At 44.5% G+C, this 24,092-nt stretch carries 20 protein-coding genes; 3 read left to right on the top strand and 17 right to left on the bottom strand.

Going from position 1 to position 24,092, the window contains the following annotated elements; translation table 11 throughout:
* Positions 1-72: 72 nt before the first annotated feature.
* The 12 genes from QEP07_RS03605 to QEP07_RS03660 form a co-directional block, all read right to left on the bottom strand.
* A complete protein-coding gene (locus tag QEP07_RS03605) occupies positions 73-1,302 on the bottom strand; it encodes a hypothetical protein (RefSeq protein ID WP_285008559.1) in 1,230 nt (409 codons plus the stop codon).
* 61 nt (positions 1,303-1,363) lie between these two features.
* Positions 1,364-1,543, bottom strand: a complete 180-nt coding sequence (locus QEP07_RS03610) for a hypothetical protein (protein WP_285008560.1) — start codon at positions 1,541-1,543, stop codon at positions 1,364-1,366.
* A 191-nt stretch (positions 1,544-1,734) separates the two neighbouring features.
* The gene (locus tag QEP07_RS03615) at positions 1,735-1,869 is read right to left on the bottom strand and encodes a hypothetical protein (RefSeq protein ID WP_285008561.1); all 135 of its coding nucleotides are present in this window, start codon (positions 1,867-1,869) and stop codon (positions 1,735-1,737) included.
* Between the two features lie 5 nt (positions 1,870-1,874).
* A complete protein-coding gene (locus QEP07_RS03620) occupies positions 1,875-4,553 on the bottom strand; it encodes a glycoside hydrolase family 2 protein (protein ID WP_285008562.1) in 2,679 nt (892 codons plus the stop codon).
* 49 nt (positions 4,554-4,602) lie between these two features.
* A complete protein-coding gene (locus QEP07_RS03625) occupies positions 4,603-7,185 on the bottom strand; it encodes an alpha/beta hydrolase family protein (RefSeq protein WP_285008563.1) in 2,583 nt (860 codons plus the stop codon).
* Between the two features lie 26 nt (positions 7,186-7,211).
* On the bottom strand, positions 7,212-8,693 hold the full coding sequence (locus QEP07_RS03630; protein WP_285008564.1) for a RagB/SusD family nutrient uptake outer membrane protein: 1,482 nt from the start codon (positions 8,691-8,693) through the stop codon (positions 7,212-7,214).
* Positions 8,694-8,704: 11 nt separating this feature from the next.
* Positions 8,705-12,172 (bottom strand): SusC/RagA family TonB-linked outer membrane protein, encoded by a 3,468-nt coding sequence (locus tag QEP07_RS03635; RefSeq protein ID WP_285008565.1) that lies wholly within the window; start codon positions 12,170-12,172, stop codon positions 8,705-8,707.
* Between the two features lie 218 nt (positions 12,173-12,390).
* On the bottom strand, positions 12,391-13,596 hold the full coding sequence (locus QEP07_RS03640; protein ID WP_285008566.1) for a FecR family protein: 1,206 nt from the start codon (positions 13,594-13,596) through the stop codon (positions 12,391-12,393).
* Between the two features lie 122 nt (positions 13,597-13,718).
* Positions 13,719-13,868 (bottom strand): hypothetical protein, encoded by a 150-nt coding sequence (locus QEP07_RS03645; protein WP_285008567.1) that lies wholly within the window; start codon positions 13,866-13,868, stop codon positions 13,719-13,721.
* 104 nt (positions 13,869-13,972) lie between these two features.
* Positions 13,973-14,281: a hypothetical protein gene (locus tag QEP07_RS03650; protein ID WP_285008568.1), complete on the bottom strand. Its 309-nt coding sequence runs from the start codon at positions 14,279-14,281 to the stop codon at positions 13,973-13,975.
* Positions 14,282-14,362: 81 nt separating this feature from the next.
* Positions 14,363-14,503 (bottom strand): GNAT family N-acetyltransferase, encoded by a 141-nt coding sequence (locus QEP07_RS16590; RefSeq protein WP_496196561.1) that lies wholly within the window; start codon positions 14,501-14,503, stop codon positions 14,363-14,365.
* Between the two features lie 23 nt (positions 14,504-14,526).
* Positions 14,527-14,727, bottom strand: coding sequence for a GNAT family protein (locus tag QEP07_RS03660; protein WP_285008569.1), 201 nt, complete (start codon positions 14,725-14,727; stop codon positions 14,527-14,529).
* 252 nt (positions 14,728-14,979) lie between these two features.
* Here QEP07_RS03660 and trxA point away from each other — a divergent pair, with 252 nt between their 5' ends.
* The gene (gene trxA / locus QEP07_RS03665) at positions 14,980-15,273 is read left to right on the top strand and encodes a thioredoxin (protein WP_285008570.1); all 294 of its coding nucleotides are present in this window, start codon (positions 14,980-14,982) and stop codon (positions 15,271-15,273) included.
* Positions 15,274-15,292: 19 nt separating this feature from the next.
* Here trxA and QEP07_RS03670 read toward each other — a convergent pair whose 3' ends face one another.
* Positions 15,293-15,616, bottom strand: coding sequence for a hypothetical protein (locus QEP07_RS03670; protein ID WP_285008571.1), 324 nt, complete (start codon positions 15,614-15,616; stop codon positions 15,293-15,295).
* A 210-nt stretch (positions 15,617-15,826) separates the two neighbouring features.
* Here QEP07_RS03670 and QEP07_RS03675 point away from each other — a divergent pair, with 210 nt between their 5' ends.
* Positions 15,827-16,060 carry a thioredoxin domain-containing protein gene (locus QEP07_RS03675; RefSeq protein ID WP_256005266.1) on the top strand — a complete coding sequence of 78 codons (234 nt, stop codon included), beginning with the start codon at positions 15,827-15,829 and terminating at the stop codon, positions 16,058-16,060.
* A 79-nt stretch (positions 16,061-16,139) separates the two neighbouring features.
* On the opposite strand, the gene pdxR is transcribed toward QEP07_RS03675, so the two are convergent.
* On the bottom strand, positions 16,140-17,555 hold the full coding sequence (pdxR, locus tag QEP07_RS03680) for a MocR-like pyridoxine biosynthesis transcription factor PdxR (protein WP_285008572.1): 1,416 nt from the start codon (positions 17,553-17,555) through the stop codon (positions 16,140-16,142).
* A 97-nt stretch (positions 17,556-17,652) separates the two neighbouring features.
* On the opposite strand from pdxR, the gene QEP07_RS03685 reads away from it, so the two are divergent.
* On the top strand, positions 17,653-18,369 hold the full coding sequence (locus tag QEP07_RS03685) for a type 1 glutamine amidotransferase (RefSeq protein ID WP_285008573.1): 717 nt from the start codon (positions 17,653-17,655) through the stop codon (positions 18,367-18,369).
* On the opposite strand, the gene QEP07_RS03690 is transcribed toward QEP07_RS03685, so the two are convergent.
* The 3 genes from QEP07_RS03690 to QEP07_RS03700 all read right to left on the bottom strand — a co-directional run bounded on the left by QEP07_RS03690 (position 18,366) and on the right by QEP07_RS03700 (position 24,092).
* Complete coding sequence (locus QEP07_RS03690) at positions 18,366-18,932, bottom strand: RNA polymerase sigma factor (RefSeq protein ID WP_285008574.1); 567 nt, start codon at positions 18,930-18,932, stop codon at positions 18,366-18,368. The two genes, QEP07_RS03685 and QEP07_RS03690, sit on opposite strands and share 4 nt — an antisense overlap.
* 157 nt (positions 18,933-19,089) lie before the next feature.
* Entirely contained in the window at positions 19,090-21,411 is a 2,322-nt protein-coding gene (locus QEP07_RS03695; protein WP_285008575.1) for a glycoside hydrolase family 95 protein, read from the bottom strand.
* A gap of 5 nt (positions 21,412-21,416) precedes the next feature.
* On the bottom strand, positions 21,417-24,092 hold the full coding sequence (locus tag QEP07_RS03700; protein WP_285008576.1) for a PQQ-dependent sugar dehydrogenase: 2,676 nt from the start codon (positions 24,090-24,092) through the stop codon (positions 21,417-21,419).

The raw sequence follows: 24,092 nt of genomic DNA on the forward strand, positions 1-24,092 counted from the left end.
ACACCATAAAAAATCCCAAAAGGGCGAAAAGGCGAGTTTCGCCCTCACTCGCCCCCTATGTATATATGCATGTCAAAGAGTGTTTACCACCACCCCACCCCTCAACACCCTCAGCATCTCTTCCAAAATTCGCTCTACCGCATCAATCACCCTCACCTCCGCATTCGTGCGAAGCTTATACAAATTATCCGCACTCAACTGCACTGCCCCGCGCGTACTCACATGCTCCGCAAAAAACTTCATCACCTTCATCAGCTCACCCCGGGCCACCACAAACACCTTCACATCAATAAACAGCTGCGCCATCAAAGCCAGCTCAGCAGCCGACAGGCCCAGCTGAAGCTTAAAGCTGAAATGCTCCGCACGCTCCTTCAAATCCTTCACCGCCACACCCGGATTCTCCGCATGCTGCTCCGCCAGGTAAAGCAACTCCCCAGTCACATAACCGCAAAGCAGCTCCTTCACTCCAGGCCGCTCCGATCTGTAAAACATATTCGGCTTCATATCCAGCACCTCAATCTCCTTCAAAAACCAGTTCAGCGAAGCCACCTGCCCGGCATTCGTCTTATGATCATCAACCAGGGCAGCAATATACCTGCGGCTCCAGGTGAAGAAACTGCTCTTGTTAAAGTTCAGGTAAATCAGCTCCACCACCACCTTACGGCTCCAGTCCTTCTCCCTGTTGCTCTTCAGTATCTCCAGCAGCTTGTCCATTAACAGCTTGGCATAAAGCTGCTCCGCATACGTGCACTCCGTCTTGCCGCAATGCTCATCAAAATACGCCAGCAGCAGTTTCAGCAGCTTCTCATCTACAGCTTTAGATTTCAGCTTGGCATGCAGCACGTTTTTGTCCTGCGAGAGCGTAGTCGCCGATAACACCCTAAAGCTCTCCGGCACAAACTGGTGCAAATCGAAGTGATTGCAGAGGTTTCTTTCAATATAATTCAAGATCAGCTTCAGGCCGGTTTTAAAAAGCCTGTACATCTGCAAGCAAGCCTCATTTGTCTGGCAGTGCCGGTACTGCTCCTCAGCGTCGGGCTTAATATAACTATACACCACATCAAGCATCTTAGTGGCTTCACGCTGATGCATCTGCGTGATCCGTTCCAGCTGACGAGCTTTAATATCGCTGCAAGCATGCTCACGCAGAGCCGCGCATACCCTGCGCGACTCCTGAGCAATTTTCGATTCCAGGTCTGCAGCCAGACCCTGGTTCATCGTTTCTTCGATGCTTTCCGGTGAGAGTTCGTTAAACAACATATCCTCAAGCCGCGTGAGCTCGAACCATGTTTTTTGCGGCATAGGGATAATTTATAGAGGTTAATAAAATAAAGTTAAAGCATCTCCCTTAGAGAGGACGATTCTAATTTACCCTGTCGTAATGGGCTTTTACAATTTCCTGTTTGCCATCGGGAAGGGTTGATATTCTGGTTAGCAAAAGATTTTTCCCATCTTTTGCCAAAGCATAAGTTTCGACACGGGTGTAGTCCCAAGGCTCCTGGCCTTCAGGAGTTACATGATATTTGGAATTTACTGTGATCACTGATTTATCCTCAGATAGCTGAAGGGTTCTTATTGCTTTAAATCCCTCCTGCTTCACTTCCAGCTCTGTCCCATCGAGCTTTAATGTTTCCTTTGACGAAATAGGTAGATTATGAAATATACGCTCAAAAGTTACTTCAATTTCCGTTTGTTTAATTACCGTTCTGACAGCCGCGCCTGTTTGCGCGGTTTTTACCCAAAATCACTTTTTTTTACGTCAATTTGCCAGGAGCCACTAAAATCAGGCTTTATCGGCTTTGCCGCTAAAAGCATAAAAACTAAAGTTGCAATAAGAGCAGATTTTAAAGTTTGATTCGAATTTTTCATTACTTTTATTTTTTTAATTCAGGCCAGGTCTTTTCGTTATTTTGCATTTTTTGTAATGTCAGTTTGAATTCCGCAGTGTAACCATCTTGTTCAACCGCACGTTTCTGCCATTCTATCGCTTTGATCTTACTACCGAGTTTATATAGTAAATTTGCATATGTATCTATTCGGTTTGGAGTTTCGGCATCTTTTAAGGCAATTGAACTCATTTCCAGAGCAACTCCCAATGACTGTATATCAGCTGTTTTATTAAAGATATCCCATGCCAAATCGTTCAACATATTTGCAGATATCCATTTTCTTTTGCATCCATAAAGCCTCAACCACGTTGAAGCGATATAATTAAATGTTCCCCAATTTGATTTTTCCACCGAATGCATCACCTGTTTTTGCATCACTACCTCCTGCCCAATCTCACCATACTTTTGTGTCATATTTTTTAAAAGGGATGACCAGTCAATAGTAGTCTGATCAATCACAGGGTTAATTTCATCACGCTCTATAGCCGTGATTAACTTTGATTCAGCTTCATCCTTTCCTAATATATCGTTTACACCTTTAATATTATGCAGAAACAGATTAAAACCTTCGTCAGTGGTTTTATTTAGAAATTTACTTATAAACCGCAGGTTAGTTTCGATGTAAGGATTTTTTAAAACCTTAATATATTCATTTGCATACCGTTCCCCTAAGTTGGAGTTCACATCTTTCTCGGCAAGAGCCATTAATGCCAGCAAACGCAATTGTGATGAATCTTTCTTTCCATCATTATATATTTTTAGTGCCTGTTGAAAATTCACTTGGCCAGTATCAGCAACCATCAATGTATTTATCTCTTTTTGCTCATCACCGTTAGTTACAGTGGACCATAACTTTTTATGAATTTTACGAATTTCTTTTATTGGTATTTTCGTGATCTTCCTGTCATAAGTAAGAATCCCATTCTGTTCAGCTTCGACATCATAAGGTTGAGTATAGATTGAAGCGCTCAATCCCCGTTTTTCAAATGCAATTAGAGAATCAATCATAACTTGATATCTCTTTTTCATTACACCTGCACTCACTGTCCCCCCATATCCCCATCCAGCTTCCACATCATTCCACAAATGAGACTCGACAGATACACCAATACCGCCAAACTCACCTAGTACTAGTGCTTTCCCTGCAATATATGCGGGTATTCCCGGCGGTGGATAGGAATGAATATCAGTTACATCACTGTTTGCGGATTTTGAAGCCAATCCTGCTGGAGTGTTACCTTTAGACGTATAATCTACTATTAGCGACCCAGAATGGCCATTTACAATTCGACTTGGGTCGATATCTTTAATCCATTTTGTTAAACGCCCCTGATCGTAGGCTCCCCAATTTTCGTTAAACAATACCCAAATTACAATTGAAGGAAAATTATACAGCTGGTGGATATTTTCCAAACACTCTTTTTCAAATTGCTTTTTTGCCTCTATTATAGGCTGTCCGCTTCCAGCAGCAGGATTAACCATATCCTGCCAAACAAGCATACCAATCTTGTCGCAATGATAATACCATCTCGCCGGCTCTATTTTTATATGCTTGCGAATGGTATTAAAGCCCATCGCTTTAGCGGCAAGAATGTCAAATTTCAATGCGTCGTCTGTCGGTGCAGTATACAATCCTTCTGGCCAATATCCCTGATCAAGAGTACCCAGATTATAAGTGTATTTGTTATTTAAAAATATACGATCTATCCCTTTCACATCTTTCTTCACCTCGATCTTACGCATCCCGAAGTAAGATGTCACTTTATCCTCCCCTAAAGTGACTTCTAGATCATAAAGGAAGGGGTCATCTGGACTCCAAAGCCTAGCATTTGGAATTTTAACTGCCAGGCTTATCTCTTTGCCTGGAAGGGACGGCTGTAAGCCTGAGAGCGTAGCGACAACTTTTTTACCATCTAGCACCTTTAGTTGTACTGGAGCTTTTGAAGACCCGTTAACCTGTATGTTCACCAGTCCTTTATCAACGTCCGGGGTAATTTTCAAGCTTTCTATATAATGCTGAGGCACGGTTTCCAACCATACGGTTTGCCAAATCCCACTACTCGCAGTATACCAAATCCCTCCAGGATTAAGCGACTGTTTACCACGTGGGTTTGGGCCTTCATCAGAAGGATCCCAAACTTTCACTATTAACTCATTAACTCCCTCACGCAAAAAATTTGTAATATCTAAAGAGAAATTCTGATAGCCACCGCTATGTTTATTTACTTCTTTTCCGTTCAAAAATACAGTTGTTTCGAAATCAACAGCACCGAAGTGCAATAATATATGTTCGCCATATTTAATTACCGGATGTATCAGATTAGCTTTATACCAAAGCAACTGTTTTGCCTCCAGTCGTTTCTTGACACCAGATAACGAGGACTCTAAAGGAAAAGGGACAAGGATTTTCCCATCGTAATGAATGGGCAATGAATCCTGTATGCCGGTTATGGCGTAATCCCATAAGCCATTCAGGTTTGTCCAGTTCTTTCGTGTCAAATTGGGACGAGGATATTCAGATAATACGGACTTTACGGACACGTCGTTAGCCCAACGGGTTTGAATCTGTATAGGTTGCCTTTTATAATCTTGTTGGGCGAATCCTGAATTGGCCAAAGAAATTGCCAAAGCAGTGGCTAGAAGTAAGTTCTGTTTTACTTTCATATTATTAAATTTTATCTTTTAAGTTTTAAAATGTAGAAAAACTACATCCCTATTGGATACCGTTCATCTGTTCAACTGTAGTAATACCCCGTGTCAGCCAATCAGGAGGAGGTAAATCTCTGAGGTAGTAATCAAAAAACTGCTTTTGACGAGTAACATAATCACGAGCATTTTTTGAGTCGCCAATAATATGACCTTCGTTTAGATATTCAAGTAGCCAAACCGGCTTTTGAAGACTGCGCAAGGCAATAAAAAAATCCATAGACTGCCTGAAAGGAACAGCTTCGTCCTTTGTTCCATGCACAAGTAAGAGGGGAGTATTCATCTTATCCGCAGCAAAAATGGGAGATTGATCCAGATATTTGCGCCGGCAGTTCCAAGGATTACAACCCATTTTAAATTGTCCAATATTGCACATATCATGCAATGTGATTCCATTGAATGAAATCGAATTATATTCCCCAATCAAGTCTGATAAGCCGGCTGAAGATTGAGCTGCTGCAAATAAATTAGAATTTGCAGCAATATAGTTAGTTTCGTATCCACCAAAACTATGCCCTTGCAGCCCCATTTTTTCTTTTTTAATCCAGTCATATTTTTCTAATAAAAACTTTGCTGCTGATTCAACCGCCTCAAGTGCTCCTGTGCCTGGCTTACCAATTTCCTTCGGGATATCTGGAGTAAAAACAATGTAGCCATTACTTACATAAAAAGGAATATCTAGATCAGACGAGGAATTAAGACCTGGTTCTAAGAATTTATGCGCATTCCTACTTCTATTTTCATAGTAGTTGAATATAATTGGGTATTTTTTTTTGGGATCAAAATTTTCCGGCCTATAGATTATCCCTAGCATTTTTTTTGCATCAGATGTACTCCAAGTGACTAATTCTGAAGTTAGGAAATTATAAGCGTCCTCAGGATGGATATTGCTTAATTGTTGTCGTTGTCCATTTCCATAAGCCAAAATCAAATTTTTAGATTTGGTGGGACTTTGCATGGTCAACAAATACATAGATTTTCCTTGTGCCCCTTTGCCTTTTAGGATTGTCGTTGGCTCTATGCAAAAAACATGAGGACTCAAAGGTAAAATTGTTTGCATCGAGTTCGCTTTGTCAATTGAGATCCGATAAAGACCATTATACATATTCGATTGGTTCAAACCTGACACAAGTATTTCCTGTTTATCATCATCATTTATAAATGTATCCCATTCTGCTATTCGGTACACCGTATTGTTTTGGCTTCCTTTTCCTCTTGTTAAATTAATTGGCTTATTTTCGCTTTTAGGATCCAGTAACCAGATATCAAATCCATCTTGAAAAATCAAGCTCCCACTTTTAGTCCATGTCACCTCTTTCGGAGAGTATATTGGAGGTACTTGCTTTGAAAAATTCGTGTTGACACAATAGGCCTTGCCAGCAGCCCAGTCAAAACAGTATACATTATTCCCTTTCGTCCAGGCAACAAAATCGCCAGATGGTGAAATTTTAACATCTACATAGTTCTTATCAAGTACTATGGTCTTATAAATACCATCCGAGAGTGAAACTATTTGATATCTGCGGTATTCGCTACTGTCCAGTGTTCGTTCGGTATCGTTTACAACATTTGATAAAATGACTCGGTTGTTTCCTTCACCGACAATCTCATTCTCCTTATCACTCAGCCTTGTGCATCTTCCAGAGTTTAAATTTAACGCAACAGTATACGAATCATTTGAGCTCATCATCGGTTGTTGTGATCGGACATAATAATCAAGATGCGACCATATTCTCAGATGGTTAGCTGAGACGTCAACTTCTTTTGCTTTTGGAATTCGCTGCAGATCGAATTTCACAAAGAGATTTTGATCGTTAACACTAAATTTCATAGCATGAGTCGAGATTTCAAACTTCTCAGAGATAGATTTAAAAGAATTCGGTTGCATTAAAATACTAGTGTCTGACGATAAATTGTATAAATACAATCTTCTTCCATCTTTTTCATCAACTAAATAAGCTAATTTATCGCCCTTATTTGAAAATTCGGACGTCATAATTCTACCATTACATGGAATCACCTTTTCTCTTAGGCTACTAAGTTTGACCAATCTTAATGTTTCTTGTTCCTTAACAAGAAATGTGTCACCTTGCGGATTAAAACTAGCGTCTTTGCCTTGCTTAAAGTTTATCACCTTGCCGGTATATAAATTCTCTAGTTGGACGAATCCATCTTTTTTATAGCTAATCCAATGTTGTATTCCATTCAATGGTTTGATAATACTTTTAAGACCAGCCATGTAACGAATGCTAGACTTTGTTAAATCAAATATTGCGATAGAATCCTTCAAGAAGTAGATCAAATACCTGCTATCCGCGGAAAATACTGGTTCCCGCACCAAATTTTCAACGCTTAAAACCTCCCTACCGTCTATCTTAACGACATTCATTCCGGAAGTAAGACTAGTCCTATTGGCTTTAGAAGTATACCAAACATATTTTCCATTGTTCGACAATCCATAGTTCTGTAGTGTTTGCCATTCGTTTGTAGCAATGTCAATTACTTTTTTTTGAGCATTAGATCTTATATTTGAAGCTAACACAAAGAGTAACACTACGAACAGTCGGGTTTTAAATAAAAAACGTTCCATAATAAATAATTTATTACTGCCAAACATCACGGTGCTTCACTATAACCTGCATTTTGATGCCCTATGAGAGATGGGTTATATTTGAATTCATTATATGGTATACCCAGTAAGGCCATTGACGGATTCCATATTCCGCCCTTCGAAGGTGCGACAATTTGCATCCGAGTATTAATAGTTTCTCGTCGTTTTAAGTCTAGCCATCGATGACCAAATTCTGTAAAAAGTTCAACAAACCGCTCCTGATCAATAGCTGCTAAGATCTCCGTTTCTGTTGCAACCGAGATCTCCCCAAGACCAGCTCGTTTTCGAATTGTATTCAGGTCTGCTTGTGCTCCATTAGCGCCTAGAATAATGCCTAGTTTTGCTCTAGCCTCTGCTCTAATCAAATATTGCTCAGACAATCTTAAAATCATCGTATACTCGCTTTGAATGGATGCGGCACCAGTGTTTTTTGCTACTTTATATTTAAACGGAATTGTATAAACTTTTCCATCGCTACAGCTAATTTCCTTCATCCAAACGCTTAAACGCTGATCACCTGGTTCGAATGCGCCTTTTAAAAAAGAACTTATAGCTACATCCGGAACGCTATATATATTTGTAATTAAATTGCGATTGGGTATAAAGAAATCAGCTTGTCGAGTATTTTGCTGACTCCCTCCGTTTCTCGTAGGATCAGGTTGAAGTTGCCAAATTGCTTCATCACTATTTTTTAAAAAAACATTATCCAAGTCAACCAGTTTAAAACGAGCAACATCAGATATAATCTTGCTAGCTTCAATTTCCGCCTCAGACCATCGGCCCAAGTATAAATATACTCTTGCAAGTAAAGCGGTTGCGGCCATTCTATTTGGGCGAACGCGCTCGGTTGTAACAGAAGAAAGATCAACATTCAGGAAATTATCTGATAATGATTCTTGTGCTTTTTTTAAATCTGTTATAATTTGTTCATATACACCTCCCTTTGGGGTCCTGGCTATATCTGAATTTTTTTTATAATCTGTTGAAGTAACTAATGGCACATCTCCATAAAAATTCACCAGATAAAAATACATTAAAGCTCGTGTGAACCTTGCTTCTCCAACCAGAATTTGTTTTGGTCTATCCGGAATTCCCACAGATGTAGAAACTCCCTCGATAACTGAGTTGCATCGATAAATAAAATTGCGATATGTGGTCTCCCACATAAAGGCACCTGTGGTCGGAATTGTATTTGCTGTATTTCGATACACTTCAATAAGAAAATTATTAGCAGTGCAAGTCAGTTCATCGGATAACAAGCCATACACACCGGAAGAGTTTCTACCAAACAAACCCGTATTGTTTGATAGATCTAAATAAATCCCTGTAATTGCTGCCACCGCCGCTGGAGTGCTACTATAAGCATTTGCTCCTGTATATCGTTCAATTGGCGCATCTGCTTCTAGGTACTTTTTGCAAGATACTAAGCACAAGGCACATCCAGCCAATAGAGAAAGTTTGATGAATATATATTTATTCTGTTTCATAATCCTTTTTTTTAAAAACCAAGAGATATTCCAGCTGTATAAGTTTTTAAGATTGGGAGCGAAAACAATGTTTTGGTTTCAGGGTCCGCGTATTTATAGCCAGTTATAGTAAATAAATTTTGTCCTTGGATGAAAATTTTTGCATTCTTAAATCGCAATTTTTGATTCCATTTGCCAGGGATAGAATACGAGATTTGAGCATTTCTTAAGCGAATAAATGAGCCATCCACGTATAGCGGCGTATTAGATGATCCAAAAAGATTGTTAAATGCAGTCAGGTAATCCCCAAATAAATTCTGAGTAAATTTTTGAGTATTTTTAACATCTCCTGGATTTTGCCAACGATTCATTACAGTTACAAATTGATTTCCTGTACCGTCATTTCGAAAAACACCCGGTGGAAAAAGTTCCGTACTAGCCATATAACTCGGAGACTTCTGTCTTACCAATTGTAAGTCGGTAAATAAACTCATTCCCTTATAAGTAAAAGTATTCGTTACTCCCAGTGTCTTAGGTATTATCGTAATTTTTTTGGCAAACGCATAGGCGGCGTCATCACCAAATGTGGCAGAAGGATCATTAATATTACCGTTTCGAGTTGAGAACTGGTAGATTCCAGTTGCTGGATTTACACCACGATATTCGTAAGTATACCGATACCCTGAAAAAGGCTTACCCACCATTTCCTGCACGTTTATTGGAAAAGGACCGGCTATATTGCCAAATAAATTTCCAACCCCAAACCCATCTGGAAAGCTAAGTAATTTGTTATACTGCAGGCCAAAGTTTAAATTTGATTGCCAACTGAAGGTATTACTCTTTAAATTTTCTGTAGTCACAATAAAATCCCATCCAGAATTTTGAACTTTCGCCTTACTATTTGCAACAATAGAAAGACTACCTCCAGTTGAAGGTAATGTTACGTTTCCCAATTGATTACCAGATCTAGTTTTCCAATAAGAAACGTTAATCAACAAGCGATCATTAAAGAAACCGGTTTCCAAACCAAGTTCAGCTTTTTTAATGCTCTCCCAACTATAATAAGGATTTGTTGCCCCAGTTGTTAATGTATTTATTCCCTGATAAGTACCTGTCAGCGGCCGGAATAGTTCAAGAAATTGATAATCTCCTATACCATCGTTTCCATTAGTGCCGAAACTCGCTCTGAGCTTCCCGTACGTCATCATTGGAAGAATTTTCTTTACAAATTCCTCATTTGTGAATATCCATCCCATCCCTAACGACCAAAAGTTGCCATATCGATTTTCCGCACCAAACCGGCTCGAACCGTCACGACGAAATCCAATGTTTACCAGATACTTTTCATCAAAATTGTAAGTAGCACGACCAAATAAACCGAAATACCTATAGTCACTACTTAAATTGGAGCTATCCCAATAACCCGCTGAGGCCAAATTTCTTATAAAAGCATCATCCCGATAGTAACTTGCATTAATAGCCTCCGAATAATATTGTTGCCGTTGAAACGTTGCGCCAATTAAGACATTTAAAGTACCTTTAGCTATTCTTTTCAAATAATATAACTGCGGATCAACGGTCCATGAGAGAGATCTGCCATTGAGATAGTTTGCAAATCCAGGAACAAATATCTGTCCATTAAAGTCGATTAAAGCCGTTGGATCAAAAGATTCAATGGGGGTTAGATTTAGCTGATCGATGCTTAAATCCGTATAGCCAGTTGAGAGCTTGATCCGAAAATCTTTCGCTATGATATAATTGATATTTGCATTTGCCGTTAAAGTATTCGTATTCGCCTCTGACGTCCGCAATAAACGGGCAAAGGGATTATCCCATGTTGCAGCGCTTCTGGGCTGGGTTGGGTTTAATTCCCAATTTAAATCTCCATTGGAATTATAAATCTCTGGGGCATTAGGCGCCAGTGTTATTGCAAATTTTGTAAAATCAGTTTGCCCACCAAATCGATTGTTATTTGAATAATTTCCTCCAAGTGCGATCGATAATTTTCCGTTTTGAGAGTTGCCGTTAAAATTAAAATAAAAAGTACTTGTCTCATATTTTGCGTCTTCTTTACTCTTGAACGCGCTCGGATAAACATATCCCTGTCTATTGTAGTTACCTCCCACTAAATACTGAATAGCGGTATTTCCTCCCGAAATCGACAAATCAGCCCTGGTCCATCCGGGTTTTCCTCCCAAAAGCTCCTTTTGCCAATCCGTGTAACGTGATTGGTTCCACAGCAGTACATCCGGTGCATACCCTGCGCTAAAAGGCGCATCAATTTGTGCCGTCACACCATCGTTGGCAATCGCTTCTTTTCTCATTTCTAGATATTGAGATGTATTTAACACATCCATTCTTTTTCCCGGTATTGAACTATATCCCGAAGAAATAGTCGCATTGATTTGCGAAGGCCCTGCTTTTCCTTTTTTTGTAGTTATCAGTATCACACCATTTCCACCACGACTTCCAAAAATGGATGTTGCATCTGCATCGGCTAAAACGTCTATTGATTCAATATTATCTGAACTAATAAAACTCAAAGATGATAGGCTGCTTCCAATATTGCCAAAATCACCGATTCCATCGACTGACAGAGTATTTTGAATCGGTACACCATCGATAACAATTAAGGGCTCCGTCCTTTGCCCAGTTAAACTATTTTGGCCACGCAATTGCACACCAATACTTGAACCAGGTAGGCCTGATGTAGGAGAAATGACTAGGTTAGGTACTTTGGCTTGTAGTGCTAAAATTGGATTATTGATATTTTGACGAGATATTTCGTCAGATTTTATAGTAGTAATATTCCCAGTACTTAAACGCTTTGAGGTTAAACCATAAGCCTGAACCTGAACCTCGTCTAATTTAGACGTACTCTGCTGTAATCTAATATAGTTAAATTCCTTACCAGCAATCTGTTCCTTAGTTATATAACCCAAATACTGCACTATAAGTATAGCACTCTCATTCACATTTCTCAAATAAAATTCGCCATTATTATCAGTACTAATACTTCCCACTCCATTCTTCACACTCACCGTCGCCCCAGCCAATCCATTCCCTAGCGAGTCCACCACTTTACCTCGTACATCAATCGTTTGAAATCGGGCTACGATTCTATCGATGAGCGACGTCTCCTTCTTTTTGATGACGAAGGTTTTGTCGCTCAGGGTGTACTCAAGGCCCTGGGTAGGTAGTACTTCGTTCAGTACAGTTTCTATTTCGGCATTCTTATAGTTGACTGTGAGGGGTTTGGCGTTTTCTATGATTTTTGAATCCCATACTACGTTATAGCTGGTTTGCTTTTTTATTTCGGCAAAGAGCTCTCTTAAGCTGGTTTTGTTTTTTTGCAGGGTCAGCTTTTGGGCGAGCCCTGCAGCACTTACCTGCATCAGTGCTGCAAATAGTATTAGTGTCGTTATTTTCATCACTAATAAAGTCTGTCGCAGCCAACGTGGCATCACGCAAGCTGCATGGTTTAAAGTATAATATTTCATACTTTTGGTTGGTTTGAGTTAATACATAAACGGTTGCAAGAATTGTTTTTCCCTGTTAAAGGGAAGGTTGGCTCAAACTATTGCCGGTTGGTGGTGGTACACCTTCCGGCTTTGTCTTTTATGGCCAGCCTGTATGCACTCAGCTTTTCTGTCGTAAATGTTTGTTCATGGTTTGGTTGGTTTTTAAGGTTTATATTTAGTTTACTTATTATTGGTCGTTATTCTTTATATACATATACCGTATTGCCTTCTATCGCAAATTTCACGGTTCCCGTAAGCTCCAATTTCTCAAGCACTTTTGAGATATGTTCAAACCTGGAAATGCTTCCGCCATAGGTTCGCATAGGATCGGCGTCTTTGTACACCACCTTTACATTATACCAGCGCTCCAGTTTCCGCATAATATGGCTCAGCGGTTCATCATTGAAGGCAAACTCCCCGTTCTTCCAGTCAAGTATGGAATTTGCATCTACCTCCTTCACTTTTAGAGTGCTGCCGGTATTCAGCGCCTGCTCACTCGGCTTCAATACAGCTGCCAATGCACCAGTCTCTGCGCTTACGCGCACGCTTCCTTCCAGCAACGTGGTCTTCACGTTGCCTTCATCGGCGTAACTGTTTATATTAAAGTGCGTACCCAGCACCTCTACGCGCTGCCCCGGCACATCTCCCAAGTTTTTGGTTACGACGACAAAAGGTTGCTGTTTATTCTTAAACACTTCAAAGTAAGCCTCACCACTTAGTTGAACTTCACGATGGGCTAGGTCGCTGAATGAGCTTGGAAAACTTATTTTTGAATCTGCATTCAGCCACACCCGGGTACCGTCCGGCAACGTGAACTGATAGGTCTGCCCTCTTTGTGTTACCGCTGTCATACCGGTTGAAGCGGAAGATCCCTTATCTAATCCCTTTTTCAGAATCTCGCCATCTTCACCCGATATAACTGCAGTCTTATCATTGTAAACCAATCCTTCCACTCCGCCAATCACTACTCCGCTCTTAGCCTCGCTCAGTGTAATCACTTTGCCGTTGGCCAGGGTTATGGTTGCACCATGCTTACCGGGTACTATATCATTTTTTGCAATGTTCGAGGTATCTTTCCTGTCGTCGGGCTGACGGTAGTTAAAGAACCATACCCCAATAATAATGGCAGCAACAGCTGCGGCCGCTATTATTGCAAAACGCGGCCACAGCCTTAACTGCCTACTTATTCGAACTAACCTGATTTTCTCTATCCTGTCATACAACTCTTGCTTCACCTCATTCTCCGCACCCAGCTCGGCCGTATTCCATGTATCCACCTCGAAAGCAGTTGAACTACCCAGCGCAATACGGTTCATATAATGGTTATACAGCCCCAACTCCTCATCGTTGGCTGTACCACTATGTACCTTATCAATCAAACTGTCTAGCTCCTGCTTTGTCATACGCTATCTCTTTCAAGAGGGGCTTCTATAACCCCCTACATTATACATAGCACATGAAAACAGCGGAACACCTACTCGATATGAAAAAAAAATTATTTATTGCAATTCGAGGTAATCTACATCTAAGAGCGACCCTTCTTCACCTTTGCGATACTTTTATTCTTCAGGTTTTGAGCCTGCGTTCGCATTTCTTCTAAGGAAATCTTGGATTTTTTTGAGTTGGCTGCTTTGGCCATTCTGTCCATTTCCGATAATGATATTTTGTAGTTCATCTTTAATATGCTTCATTAAGGATTTATTATACGAATTTTCCGGGATGTGAACATATCAGTCAGTCTTCCTGCACAAGCTTCAGCAACGTTGCCGATAGGACATCTTACTTTTTCGCAGCCGCGACTTTCCTTGCAGCTTTCGGAACAGCTGCCGGAACGTCTTGCCCATCTAAGGCTAAGTTTTGTGGCTCGACCTCGATCGGTGCCGACGCTGATCTCTTCACGGCAGCATTTTTGGCGATCACTTTAGTAAGCTTCCTGACCTCTTTACGGATCGCTTTATCTACTTTCTTTGAAGCAGGCACAAACTTTTCGGCGCTCGCTTTCAGCGCAGAAAACAAGCTGGCCTCAATCTCATTTTTTAAAACTTTCTTGGCATCCTTCGCCAAATGTTTCGATTTTTCCTTACCCATGACGATTATTTAGAACATCCAAATGTAGGTTATCGGAACATTACTGCAATATTATCATTATGTTAATTGGCTTCAGCTTCCTTAACATACGGCTGCTTTTCCAACTGCATGCTCATTCTGTTCGTTAACATCTACCTGTGTCGCGTTAAGCGCATCTATTGCATACGATACCAATGCGCGACCGATGCCTCTCCCACGAACGCGAGGATGTATAAAAAGCATTTGTATGTGGTTGCTCTCAACCCCTATGAAACCCGAAACACCCTGTTGATCCGAAACGCCGAACAGGCCACCTGATCGAAATATTCGTTCACTATCAATGGCCTATAAAACTGTATATCCGCCTCCGACAAAAAGTGGTGTCTCGCCCGCACCGATGCTTCCCATAGCCCGATTAATTCTGTATAATCACTGCCGCTGAGTGACCGTATTTCAAACTCCTGCATCCTGCAACTTTAGATAAGCGTTTTAAAATTAGTAATTTGGAACCACTGCGGTGCCAGGTTAACTTACCACGGCGATACCAATCGCGGATCCAGGTCGCCCTCCAGCTCCGCAGGAACAATAAAGTTGCAACCTGCTATCCAATTTATTTTTTAGTTACGATAATCAAAAGTTAATTTTGGGTGTAAAATAACTCGCATTAGCCACTAAGAGCCCTCGGCTAAACAAAATTCCAATAATCCTGTTATTGCAGTATGGCAACGTTTAAAGAAATCATCAATTCAGATAAGCCCGTATTGGTCGATTTTTCCGCGGAGTGGTGCGGCCCATGTAAAATGATGGCCCCGATCCTGCAGCAGCTAAAAGGTATGGTTGGCGAACAAGTCACCATTCTCAAAGTCGATGTCGACAAGAACCCTGCGGTCTCCAGCCAGTACAACATCCAGGGCGTACCCACACTAATCCTCTTCAAAGGCGGCCAGATCAAATGGCGGCAAAGTGGCGTCATCCAGGCCAGCCAACTTAAAAGCGTCATCGACAGTATTTAAAAGAATTACTAACAGCCTCTCAGGAATCTTCATCACCGCCATGGCATTCCATACAGGAATTGCCATAGGCGTAATACTCGTCGTACGCCGCGCCCGGTTTCCCAAACAGCGTGATAATCCGGTCAATCCGGATCGAATGCTCATTGTCAAGTATCACAAACAGTCCCTTTCCCGTCACTTCTTCCAGGCGTAGCACCTTGCCACTGTCTTCACAAATGCCCTCCGACTTACAAAAAAAGAATATCTTCCCCGAAGTACCCTTCGCTATCTCAGCCTCTATAACCTCCCGGTATTCCCAGGCTACGGGCATATAACTCCCGTCTTCCCGACCTTTTAAATTCATATTACCGTTTTTAAACTTACCATAACTGACAACTTACATGCGCCAATTGCAGGGCATAAAACAAACACCCTGGTAGCTGTAAAATTAACATATTGGAACACACAAACAGTCATCCAGTTTAGCACAAAAAATGAAAAAACTGGATCAGAGGGCAATCAGCGCCGCTCCCTAAGTTTGCAGTGACAATACAGTCAAACAAAAATTAACACCATGAGCAAATCAATCTTTTATCATGCAGGCTGCCCGGTATGTGTCAGCGCAGAGCAGGACATCGTAAACCTGATCGGTGAATCTAACGTCGAAGTGGTCAACATCGGTGAAGACAGAAACCGGATCAGCGAGGCAGAACAAGCCGGTATCCAGTCTGTTCCGGCACTGGTAACACCAAACGGCAACGTACTTCATATCAATTTCGGTGCTTCACTTGCCGACGTAAAAGGATAATTTACCGCCCCGCCTGGCCTAGGCGGGGCTTCCTTTTTTTGGATAAGGCTTCTATGATAAGCCTTCTATGACGAGACCTTTATGATAACACGCTCGCAATCACCTTAATCCCTTCTTCCAGTTGCTTTTCACTCAACGAAGCATAACCCAAACGCATGCCATTCACAGGTTCGTCGAAGCTGAACCGGTCGGGCGACAAAATTTCCACACCCTTTTGCAGCAAAAGCCTTGAAATGCCGTCCAGGTCCACCTCCCCTTTCGGCACCATCCAGAAAGCAAGTCCCCCATCCGGCTTCCGGAACGTTACCTTATCGCCAAGATATTGTATAATAAGCCCTTCAAAATAATCCCTTTTCTCTTTATAAATCAGTGTTGCCCGGCGCAGATGCCGTTTAATGTGCCCGTCACCAATCAACTGTAAAATGGCCTGTTCCATCATATTATCACCCTGAGCATCGATAATTTTCCGCAGTTCGGCTACCTTTTCAATAAGGCTGGCCGACGAGGCCATGAAGCCGAGGCGCAAGGCAGGCGCCACAATCTTGCTCATCGTGCCGATATAAATGAAGTTTCTGGCATTTTCGAAACTACTCACCGGGTATACCGGGCGCTGACCGAAATGAAACTCATTGTCATAATCGTCCTCTATGATCGTAAAACCGTATTGGTTAGACAAGGCAATGAGCTCCAGTCGCCTCGATAAACTCAGGGTTACCGTAGTCGGAAACTGATGATGCGGCGTCACATAAACCGCCCTAACGCTAGTGTTTTGTTCCAGTATCCGCTTAAATGCCGCCACATCCAGGCCATCCTCATCAACCCCAACCGGAAGCAGTTCCGCCCCTGCACTTGCAAACGCTTTCCAGGCGGGCTTATAGCCGGGATTCTCCACCACCACCTGGTCGCCGGGTTTCAGCAAACAATGCGCAGCCAGGTACATGGCCATCTGGCTGCCCCGGGTAATGTATACTTCACTGGGTAACAGCCGCATACCTCTCTTGTAGTTCAGCATCTGTACAATCGCATCCCGAAAATCCGAATCCCCCGAACGCTCGGCGTAGCCCATCATTTGCCACTTCGCTTTCCTGTTAAAGATCTGCCGGTACGCCCGCGCAAGCTCATTGATCGGTGCTATCCGCGTATCCGGCACACCGTCGTCAAACACGATCTCTGGTTTTATTCCCGGCTCCTGCACCGTCGCTACTGCCTGTGCAGGTTTGGCTATATGAACACCGGGCAGGTTGTCGGCAACAAACGTACCCCGCCGCTCTTTGGAAATGAGCCAGCCCTCGGCCAGCAATACATCCAGCGCGTCCACAATCGTATTTCGATTAAGTTTCAGCTGGGCCGCCAGCTGCCTGCTCCCGGGCAAGGGCGCTCCAGCCTGCAATTTCCCGCTCTTAATCGCCTCAATAACCGCATCGGCAATCTGAATATACACCGCACGTTCACAGTCCACATTAATTTTGATCTGAAGATCCCAGGGTCTGAGCATAAACTGGACTACTATACTTAAGGTAAAAAAATAAAATTTGGCCCACCAAATATATACATAAACCTCATTATATTGCGGCAGACACCACCGATATATCATGAATATCCATTACTTGCAGCACGTTCCGTTTGAAGGCCCCGGCCACATTATCGAGTGGGCTCAACATCAGGGCCACCAGCTCAGCTCAACGCTTTTTTACGAGCCCGAACCTAGACTTCCGCAAATAGAAAACATCGACTTCCTGGTCGTTATGGGCGGCCCCATGAATGTCGACGACGAACACCTCTACCCCTGGCTTAATGAGGAAAAGCAGTTCATTCTCCACTGCATCCGCGGAGGCAAAAAAGTACTTGGGATTTGTCTGGGTGCGCAACTGATCGCCGCTTGTCTCGGTGCAAAGGTCATTACCGCACCTCACAAAGAAATCGGCTGGTTCCCGGTCGCCCCAACAGAATCTGCAAAGGAAATCTCCGGCTTTTATGAGCTTTTTCAATCTCGGCCTGTGGTATTTCACTGGCATGGCGACCAGTTTGAAATTCCTGCGGGCTCCAGCAACCTGCTGAACACAGATGCAAACACCAACCAGGCTTTCCTGTACAATCAACATGTCCTCGGCCTGCAATTTCACCTCGAGGTAGCACATTCAGATGTCGAGCGCATGGTCCAGGAATGCTGTTCGGACATCGACGAATCCCGTTACGTGCAGCGCATCCCTGAACTTCTTGAGGGCGTTCATCACTGCTCTCACAACCATCAGCTGCTCTTTAGCCTGCTCGACTGGTTCACAGGCAGCCGGGTTCAACAGCTAAGTTAAATCATCAAAAAGATGCTGGCCAGCCTGCCAAGTGGTTCGCGCAACTTTTGAAGCGCTTTACTGATGTGCGCGTCTACGGTCTTTTCCGCAATGCCCAGCCGCTCGGCAATTTCCTTGTGACTGAGGTGCTCTCTTCTGCTCAATAAAAACACCTCCCGGCACTTATCAGGCAACTCATCGATCAGTTGGGCAATAAAACTCTTCAGTTCCTTGATCTCCAACTCGTTCACTTCATATCCCCGATGGTCTACCGAGGCTAAATCTTCAAACAAACTTTCCCGGTACTTACCGTTCCTGATCATGTTGGCGATCTTGTATTTAACTGCGGTGTACAGATATCCTTTCAGGTTTACGGCCGGTTTAATGTGTTCGCGGTTTTCCCAGATCCAGAGAAACACGGCCTGGCAAATGTCAAAACTATCCTCCTTCCTGCCGCTGGCCCGGTAAGCAGCCTGAAACAGGAATTTCCAGTGACGGTTATAGATTTCCGTGTAAGCGGCCCTGTCGCCATCTTTCAGCAGAGCAACCAATTCCTGGTCTGTATAGGCGTTGCACACAGGCATATCAAATGAGTTTCGTTCCTAATAAAGTTAAGGATAATGAAACAAACTTAATTAATAATTTCCCCAACAACCAAACGATAGTTGAGACGTATCAGGGCTGGGTTCGCACGACGCAAGTACGGCGAGCGACCCTGCCACATTTAATAAAAGGATAGGTTCAGAGGCCTTTGACCTGAGTTTCAATAAGCTTGTTGTTCACTTTCAGCCTCACTTTAGACGTCTTTGGAGCTGTGACTTTATAATGCGTTACCACACCGTCCTTCCAGGTCAGGTCGACCGTAAAATTGCCTCTCGCCTTCAGTCCTTTTATCGAACCGTAGGCTTTCCAGGCATCGGGCAAAGCGGGAAGCAGTTCAATGAAGTCATCGTGACTCTGGATAAGCATCTCCGCAATCCCGGCGGTGGCGCCAAAGTTGCCGTCGATTTGAAAAGGCGGCCCTGCAGAAAGCATGTTGTTGTACACGCCTCCTCCTGCGCCATAGTTGATGTCGGTACGTGTGGTTGGCTTTAAAATTTCTTTAAGCAATTTAAATGCGCGGTTGCCATCCCTCAGCCTTGCCCAAAACAACTGTTTATAGGCAATGGTCCAGCTCGGTCCGTCATCGCCCCTAACTTCTAATGTCTTTTTAGAAGCCTCCGCCAGTTCAGGCGTGCGCGAAGGGGTAATCAGGGAAGCGGGATACAAGCCCCAGAGGTGGGAAATATGACGATGCTGAGGATCCGTTTCCTTGTAATCTTCCAGCCATTCCTGGATGCGACCGCTCTTGCTGATCACACCCGGCGGCGGCACAGATTTTAGCTTCTCTTCAAGAACCCGACGAAAGTCGGCGTCCAGATTGAGCAGTTTGGATGCGGTAATGACATTGGTAAACAGATCGCGGACAATCTGGTTGTCTATCGTTGGTCCCATCGACACGTTGGCCGTTTTGCCGTTGGGCAGATAGAAGGAGTTTTCCGGCGAAACCGAGGGGGAAGTCACCAGCCAGCCGGTTTTCGGGTCGCGCACCAACACACTGTTGTAATATTGCGCCGAGCCCTTAAGGATCGGGTAAATATCTTTCAAATAGCCCTGATCGAGCGTAAACGCATAGTGCTCCCAGAGATTATTGCAGAGCCAGCCCGAGCCGGCGTTGGCTACGCCCCATGAAGCGCTCTCACCAGGCTCGGTAAAGCCCCAAACATTCGTGATCACATGCGCAATCCAGCCCTCAGCATTATAATAAGCTTTGGCGGTGCGTTCGCCGGGCTCCACCAATCCCTTTACCAGATCGGCAAGCGGCAGGTTCAGTTCAGAAAGGTTGGCTACCTCTACCGGCCAATGGTTCATTTGTACGTTTACATCAAGATGGTAGTCGCCATTCCAGGGCGTATTGATCTCATGCGCCCAAAGGCCTTGCAGGTTTGGGGGCAAAAGGCCTACGCGGGTACTGCTGATGCTGAGGTACCGGCCAAACTGGAAGAATAATGCGGCCAGCGCCGGATCGTCGCCAGTATTGTTATAAAAATGCTTCAGACGGTAGTCGGTGGGCATCCGCGAATTTTTACCTTCGCCCAAATCTATGCTAAGGCGGTTAAACAGGCGGGTATAGCGACTCACATGGTTGGCCTCCTGCCGGGAATAAGGTTTCTTCATGGCTGCGGCAAGATCTGCGGCCGTCTGGCCCCGAAAATCCTTGCCGCGGAAGTCGGTACCCGCGGATACAAAGATGATGACCTCTGTAGCGCCCGATATCTCGAGTGCATCGCTGGTCACATGCAGTTTACCGCCCTTAAGCTGGGTTTGTACCCGCGTCAGGTACTGCATGCCTTTGCCATCGGTACCGTTGTCGAGCTGACCATACATCTGGAGTTCGTTTCCTTCTGTTTTTACGGCAAAGCGCTCTGGGCGACTCAAACTGATGCGGCAATTGATGGCTCCCGGTTTGGATGCCGTGAGCCTGATCACATTGACATCATCGTCGAAACTGCTGAAATAGCTGCGCTTGAAGGTAGAACCGCCAAGCTGGTATTGCGTGGTCGCTATGGCTTTGTCGAGCGATAACTCCCTGCGGTAATTAACCGCCCCTTCCGACAAACCGGGATAGGTATAGTCGATATGCAGCGCACCCAAGGTCTGGAACTTGCCCCACTGCGCACCTCCTGAACCCGGACCTTTGCAAACGAAATTTTTGTTGACCAGATCCTGGGCCTCATCGTTCTTTCCCTCCATGATCAGCTTTCGGATGGCGGGCAGACTTTTATGCGCATCATAATTGTTAGCGTCTTGCGGACTGCCCGACCATAGCGTGATATCGTTGAGCACGATCTTCTCTTTATATACATCGCCATCGGGCGTCATACCCAACCGGCCATTGCCCAGCGGCAGGGTCTCTTCCCACATCGCTGCGCTTTTGTCGAACCAAATGTTCAAGGGCTTTTTTTGCGCGTTCACGCTGGTGCATACCAATCCCAACGCAATGATATAAAGCATTTTTTTCATCGCTGCTAAATTTTGACTTCTATACTGCTTACCTTGCCCGATCCGTCTGGAAATACAATGTACACGTTGCTGCGGCCCTTTTGTGGCGACAACACCGCATGTCGTTTTTTCCCATCGCTGCTCACTGAGGTACTGATCACTGCTCCTTCCGGACTGCCGGTTCGCACTTCGAACACAGCCGGCGCTGCGTCGTCGGTGCCGGTCAACTCAATCGCATTGAGGTCTGTCAGGTCTATATTCTTCAAATGAATATAGGCGCCTTTCTCGCTTACCGTGGCTACAGATTTATCGTCGTTAAAGTTGATCCCGCGGAATCCATCGGCCTGCTGCACCTGCATCAGGGGGTGACGAAGCACCACAACATGCTCGCCCAACTGCGGCGCCGCCATGCTTGCGCCCTTGTCGCGATACGCCGCGCGGAAGATAAATGTACCTTTATTCGTCTGACCGGGCTGCAGATTGGTGGTATAGGTGCCGGTAACCGGGCGATTCTTAGCTACCTGCGCCTTCTCACTCAGGCTCATGATATACTTAATGATGGTGCTCACCTGCGCGGTGCTCATAGACGAATGCGCGGGCATCATCGCATCGCCCCATACGCCAGCGCCGCCATTGATCACCTTCTTTACCAAAGCCGGTTCGGCAGTCTTACTTCCCTTATATTTCAGGGCAATTTGACGGAAGGAAGGGCCGAGCGATTTGGTGTCCACATTATGACAGGCCGCGCAATCACTTTTGGCCATCAGCGCTTTAGCCGTAGCATGCTGTGCAGAGGCGTCGAAACGGCTTTGGTTCTGCGCTATAACGGTCAGGTCGTATCCTTCCGTAAGGTAATTGATGGAAACCGACACCTGTGCGGGCAGAATACGTTTGTTGGCCAGACTGCCATCTTCCTTGTCGGATACGCTCACAGCATAACTGATGGTATTGCCCGGGAAATAGAAGCTAGAGTTGCCCCTGGTAAAGTTGAACTTTACGTCCGGTATGCTGTTGCCCGCCGCTATTTCCACCGACTTACTGTTTTTAGCACCCGATGGGTCGGTTACCGTCAATGTGGCTTTATACACCCCCGCGCTAAGCAGATTGATCTCCGGGTTTTCTTCTTTACGGGTCGAGATCAGCTTTCCGTTCTTGGTGATCTTCCATTCGTAGGTCAGCGGGTCCTTATCAAAATCCTCTGTTCCGGCCGACGATAACTGTACCTTTAGCGGCAGACCGCCTGCGGTTTTGTTGGCCGCCACCTGCACCACCGGCTTACGGTTACCCCCGTTATATTCGATCTTAATGAGCTGAGCTTCGGGATTGTCCTTGAAATAGCCGTTTCCGTATTCCAGCACGTAGAGACTGCCATCCGGACCAAACTTCATGTCGATTGGTCCGCGTAAAGTAAGGTTAGGAAGGAAACGCTCCATGGATTTATACTGACCATTTTCGTCCAGGGTAATCGCCAAAATCCAGCCACGAACCCAGTCGGTCACCAGCCATTTGCCATCATAATAAGCCGGGAAGGCCCCCTTCACATTAGGGAAATCTGCCTGTCGGAATATGGGTCCGCCAACCGCACTCCGGCCACCGCTCAGCACTTCCGGAAACTCAGCGCTACCTACATAAGGGTACCAAACCATAGCACCTACAGCGGGTGGCAGGACTTTCAAACCCGTATTGTTCGGCGAATTATTTACCGGACGTTTGGGATCGTACCAGTCGCCCGACTCCTTCGTAGCAAAGTTATAATACCGGTAAGCCTGGTTGTTGCCGATAAAATACGGCCAGCCATAATTACCCGCCTTGGTCGCCATATTAAACTCGTCGTACGACATCGGGCCTCTCAATTCAGAGGAGTTGGAGCCGTCGGGGCCAACCTCACCCCAGTACAGATAACCCGTTTTGCTGTCTATCGACAACCGCCATGGGTTCCTGTTGCCCATCGTATAGATCTCGGGACGGGTTCCTTCCATGCCTTTAGGAAAGAGGTTACCCTCCGGAATGGTGTAACTGCCATCCGGTTCAGGATGGATCCGCAGAATCTTTCCGCGCAGGTCGTTGGTATTGCCCGACGACTTCTGGGCGTCTTTCGGGCTCTCACCCGGACGCTCGTCGATCGGCGTAAAGCCATCCGATGAACGCGAGAAGGTATTGTCGCCCGTACTCAGATAAAGATTGCCATCCTTATCGAACAGCATACCCCCACCTACGTGGCAGCATTCTTCACGCTGCACCACTACGTCGAGCATCTTTTTCTCGGTAGCCATATTCAGCTTACCCCCTGTCCAGGTAAAACGCGACAGGCGGTTTACCGACACATCTTTGGGCGAATAGAAGATATAGATCCAATGGTTCTTGCTATAGTTCGGATCCAGGATCACACCCTGCAGTCCGTCTTCCCCTTCCGATCGCTCCCCGGTTTTACTGACGTATTCACGGCTCACCGCAAAATCGGCAATAACATCCATTTTACTGGTACCAGGTGTGTAAACCTTCAGTTTTCCCTTTCTTTCCGCATATAGCACACGTCCATCGTTCAATACCTGGAACTGCATAGGCTCTTCCAGCTTCTGCTGCAGCACCACCCGGGTAAACCGGTTATCTTCAGGTTTGGCGGGCAGTTGGCCATATGAAAACGCCGAAGCAAACAGCATAAAAGATGCGGCTGTAAGCCTCATACAAATCTTACTAATCAT

Origin of the sequence: Pedobacter faecalis, from assembly GCF_030182585.1 — a bacterium.
GTDB lineage: Bacteria > Bacteroidota > Bacteroidia > Sphingobacteriales > Sphingobacteriaceae > Pedobacter > Pedobacter faecalis.

Excerpts from the sequence above, each read along its gene's own strand:
- QEP07_RS03605 (WP_285008559.1), bottom strand. The coding sequence starts at position 1,302 with ATGCCGCAAAAAACATGGTTCGAGCTCACGCGGCTTGAGGATATGTTG.
- QEP07_RS03615 (WP_285008561.1), bottom strand. The coding sequence starts at position 1,869 with ATGAAAAATTCGAATCAAACTTTAAAATCTGCTCTTATTGCAACTTTA.
- QEP07_RS03620 (WP_285008562.1), bottom strand. The coding sequence starts at position 4,553 with ATGAAAGTAAAACAGAACTTACTTCTAGCCACTGCTTTGGCAATTTCT.
- QEP07_RS03625 (WP_285008563.1), bottom strand. The coding sequence starts at position 7,185 with ATGGAACGTTTTTTATTTAAAACCCGACTGTTCGTAGTGTTACTCTTT.
- QEP07_RS03630 (WP_285008564.1), bottom strand. The coding sequence starts at position 8,693 with ATGAAACAGAATAAATATATATTCATCAAACTTTCTCTATTGGCTGGA.
- QEP07_RS03635 (WP_285008565.1), bottom strand. The coding sequence starts at position 12,172 with ATGAAATATTATACTTTAAACCATGCAGCTTGCGTGATGCCACGTTGG.
- QEP07_RS03640 (WP_285008566.1), bottom strand. The coding sequence starts at position 13,596 with ATGACAAAGCAGGAGCTAGACAGTTTGATTGATAAGGTACATAGTGGT.
- QEP07_RS03645 (WP_285008567.1), bottom strand. The coding sequence starts at position 13,868 with ATGAACTACAAAATATCATTATCGGAAATGGACAGAATGGCCAAAGCA.
- QEP07_RS03650 (WP_285008568.1), bottom strand. The coding sequence starts at position 14,281 with ATGGGTAAGGAAAAATCGAAACATTTGGCGAAGGATGCCAAGAAAGTT.
- QEP07_RS16590 (WP_496196561.1), bottom strand. The coding sequence starts at position 14,503 with ATGCTTTTTATACATCCTCGCGTTCGTGGGAGAGGCATCGGTCGCGCA.
- QEP07_RS03660 (WP_285008569.1), bottom strand. The coding sequence starts at position 14,727 with ATGCAGGAGTTTGAAATACGGTCACTCAGCGGCAGTGATTATACAGAA.
- trxA (WP_285008570.1), top strand. The coding sequence starts at position 14,980 with ATGGCAACGTTTAAAGAAATCATCAATTCAGATAAGCCCGTATTGGTC.
- QEP07_RS03670 (WP_285008571.1), bottom strand. The coding sequence starts at position 15,616 with ATGAATTTAAAAGGTCGGGAAGACGGGAGTTATATGCCCGTAGCCTGG.
- QEP07_RS03675 (WP_256005266.1), top strand. The coding sequence starts at position 15,827 with ATGAGCAAATCAATCTTTTATCATGCAGGCTGCCCGGTATGTGTCAGC.
- pdxR (WP_285008572.1), bottom strand. The coding sequence starts at position 17,555 with ATGCTCAGACCCTGGGATCTTCAGATCAAAATTAATGTGGACTGTGAA.
- QEP07_RS03685 (WP_285008573.1), top strand. The coding sequence starts at position 17,653 with ATGAATATCCATTACTTGCAGCACGTTCCGTTTGAAGGCCCCGGCCAC.
- QEP07_RS03690 (WP_285008574.1), bottom strand. The coding sequence starts at position 18,932 with ATGCCTGTGTGCAACGCCTATACAGACCAGGAATTGGTTGCTCTGCTG.
- QEP07_RS03695 (WP_285008575.1), bottom strand. The coding sequence starts at position 21,411 with ATGAAAAAAATGCTTTATATCATTGCGTTGGGATTGGTATGCACCAGC.
- QEP07_RS03700 (WP_285008576.1), bottom strand. The coding sequence starts at position 24,092 with ATGATTAGTAAGATTTGTATGAGGCTTACAGCCGCATCTTTTATGCTG.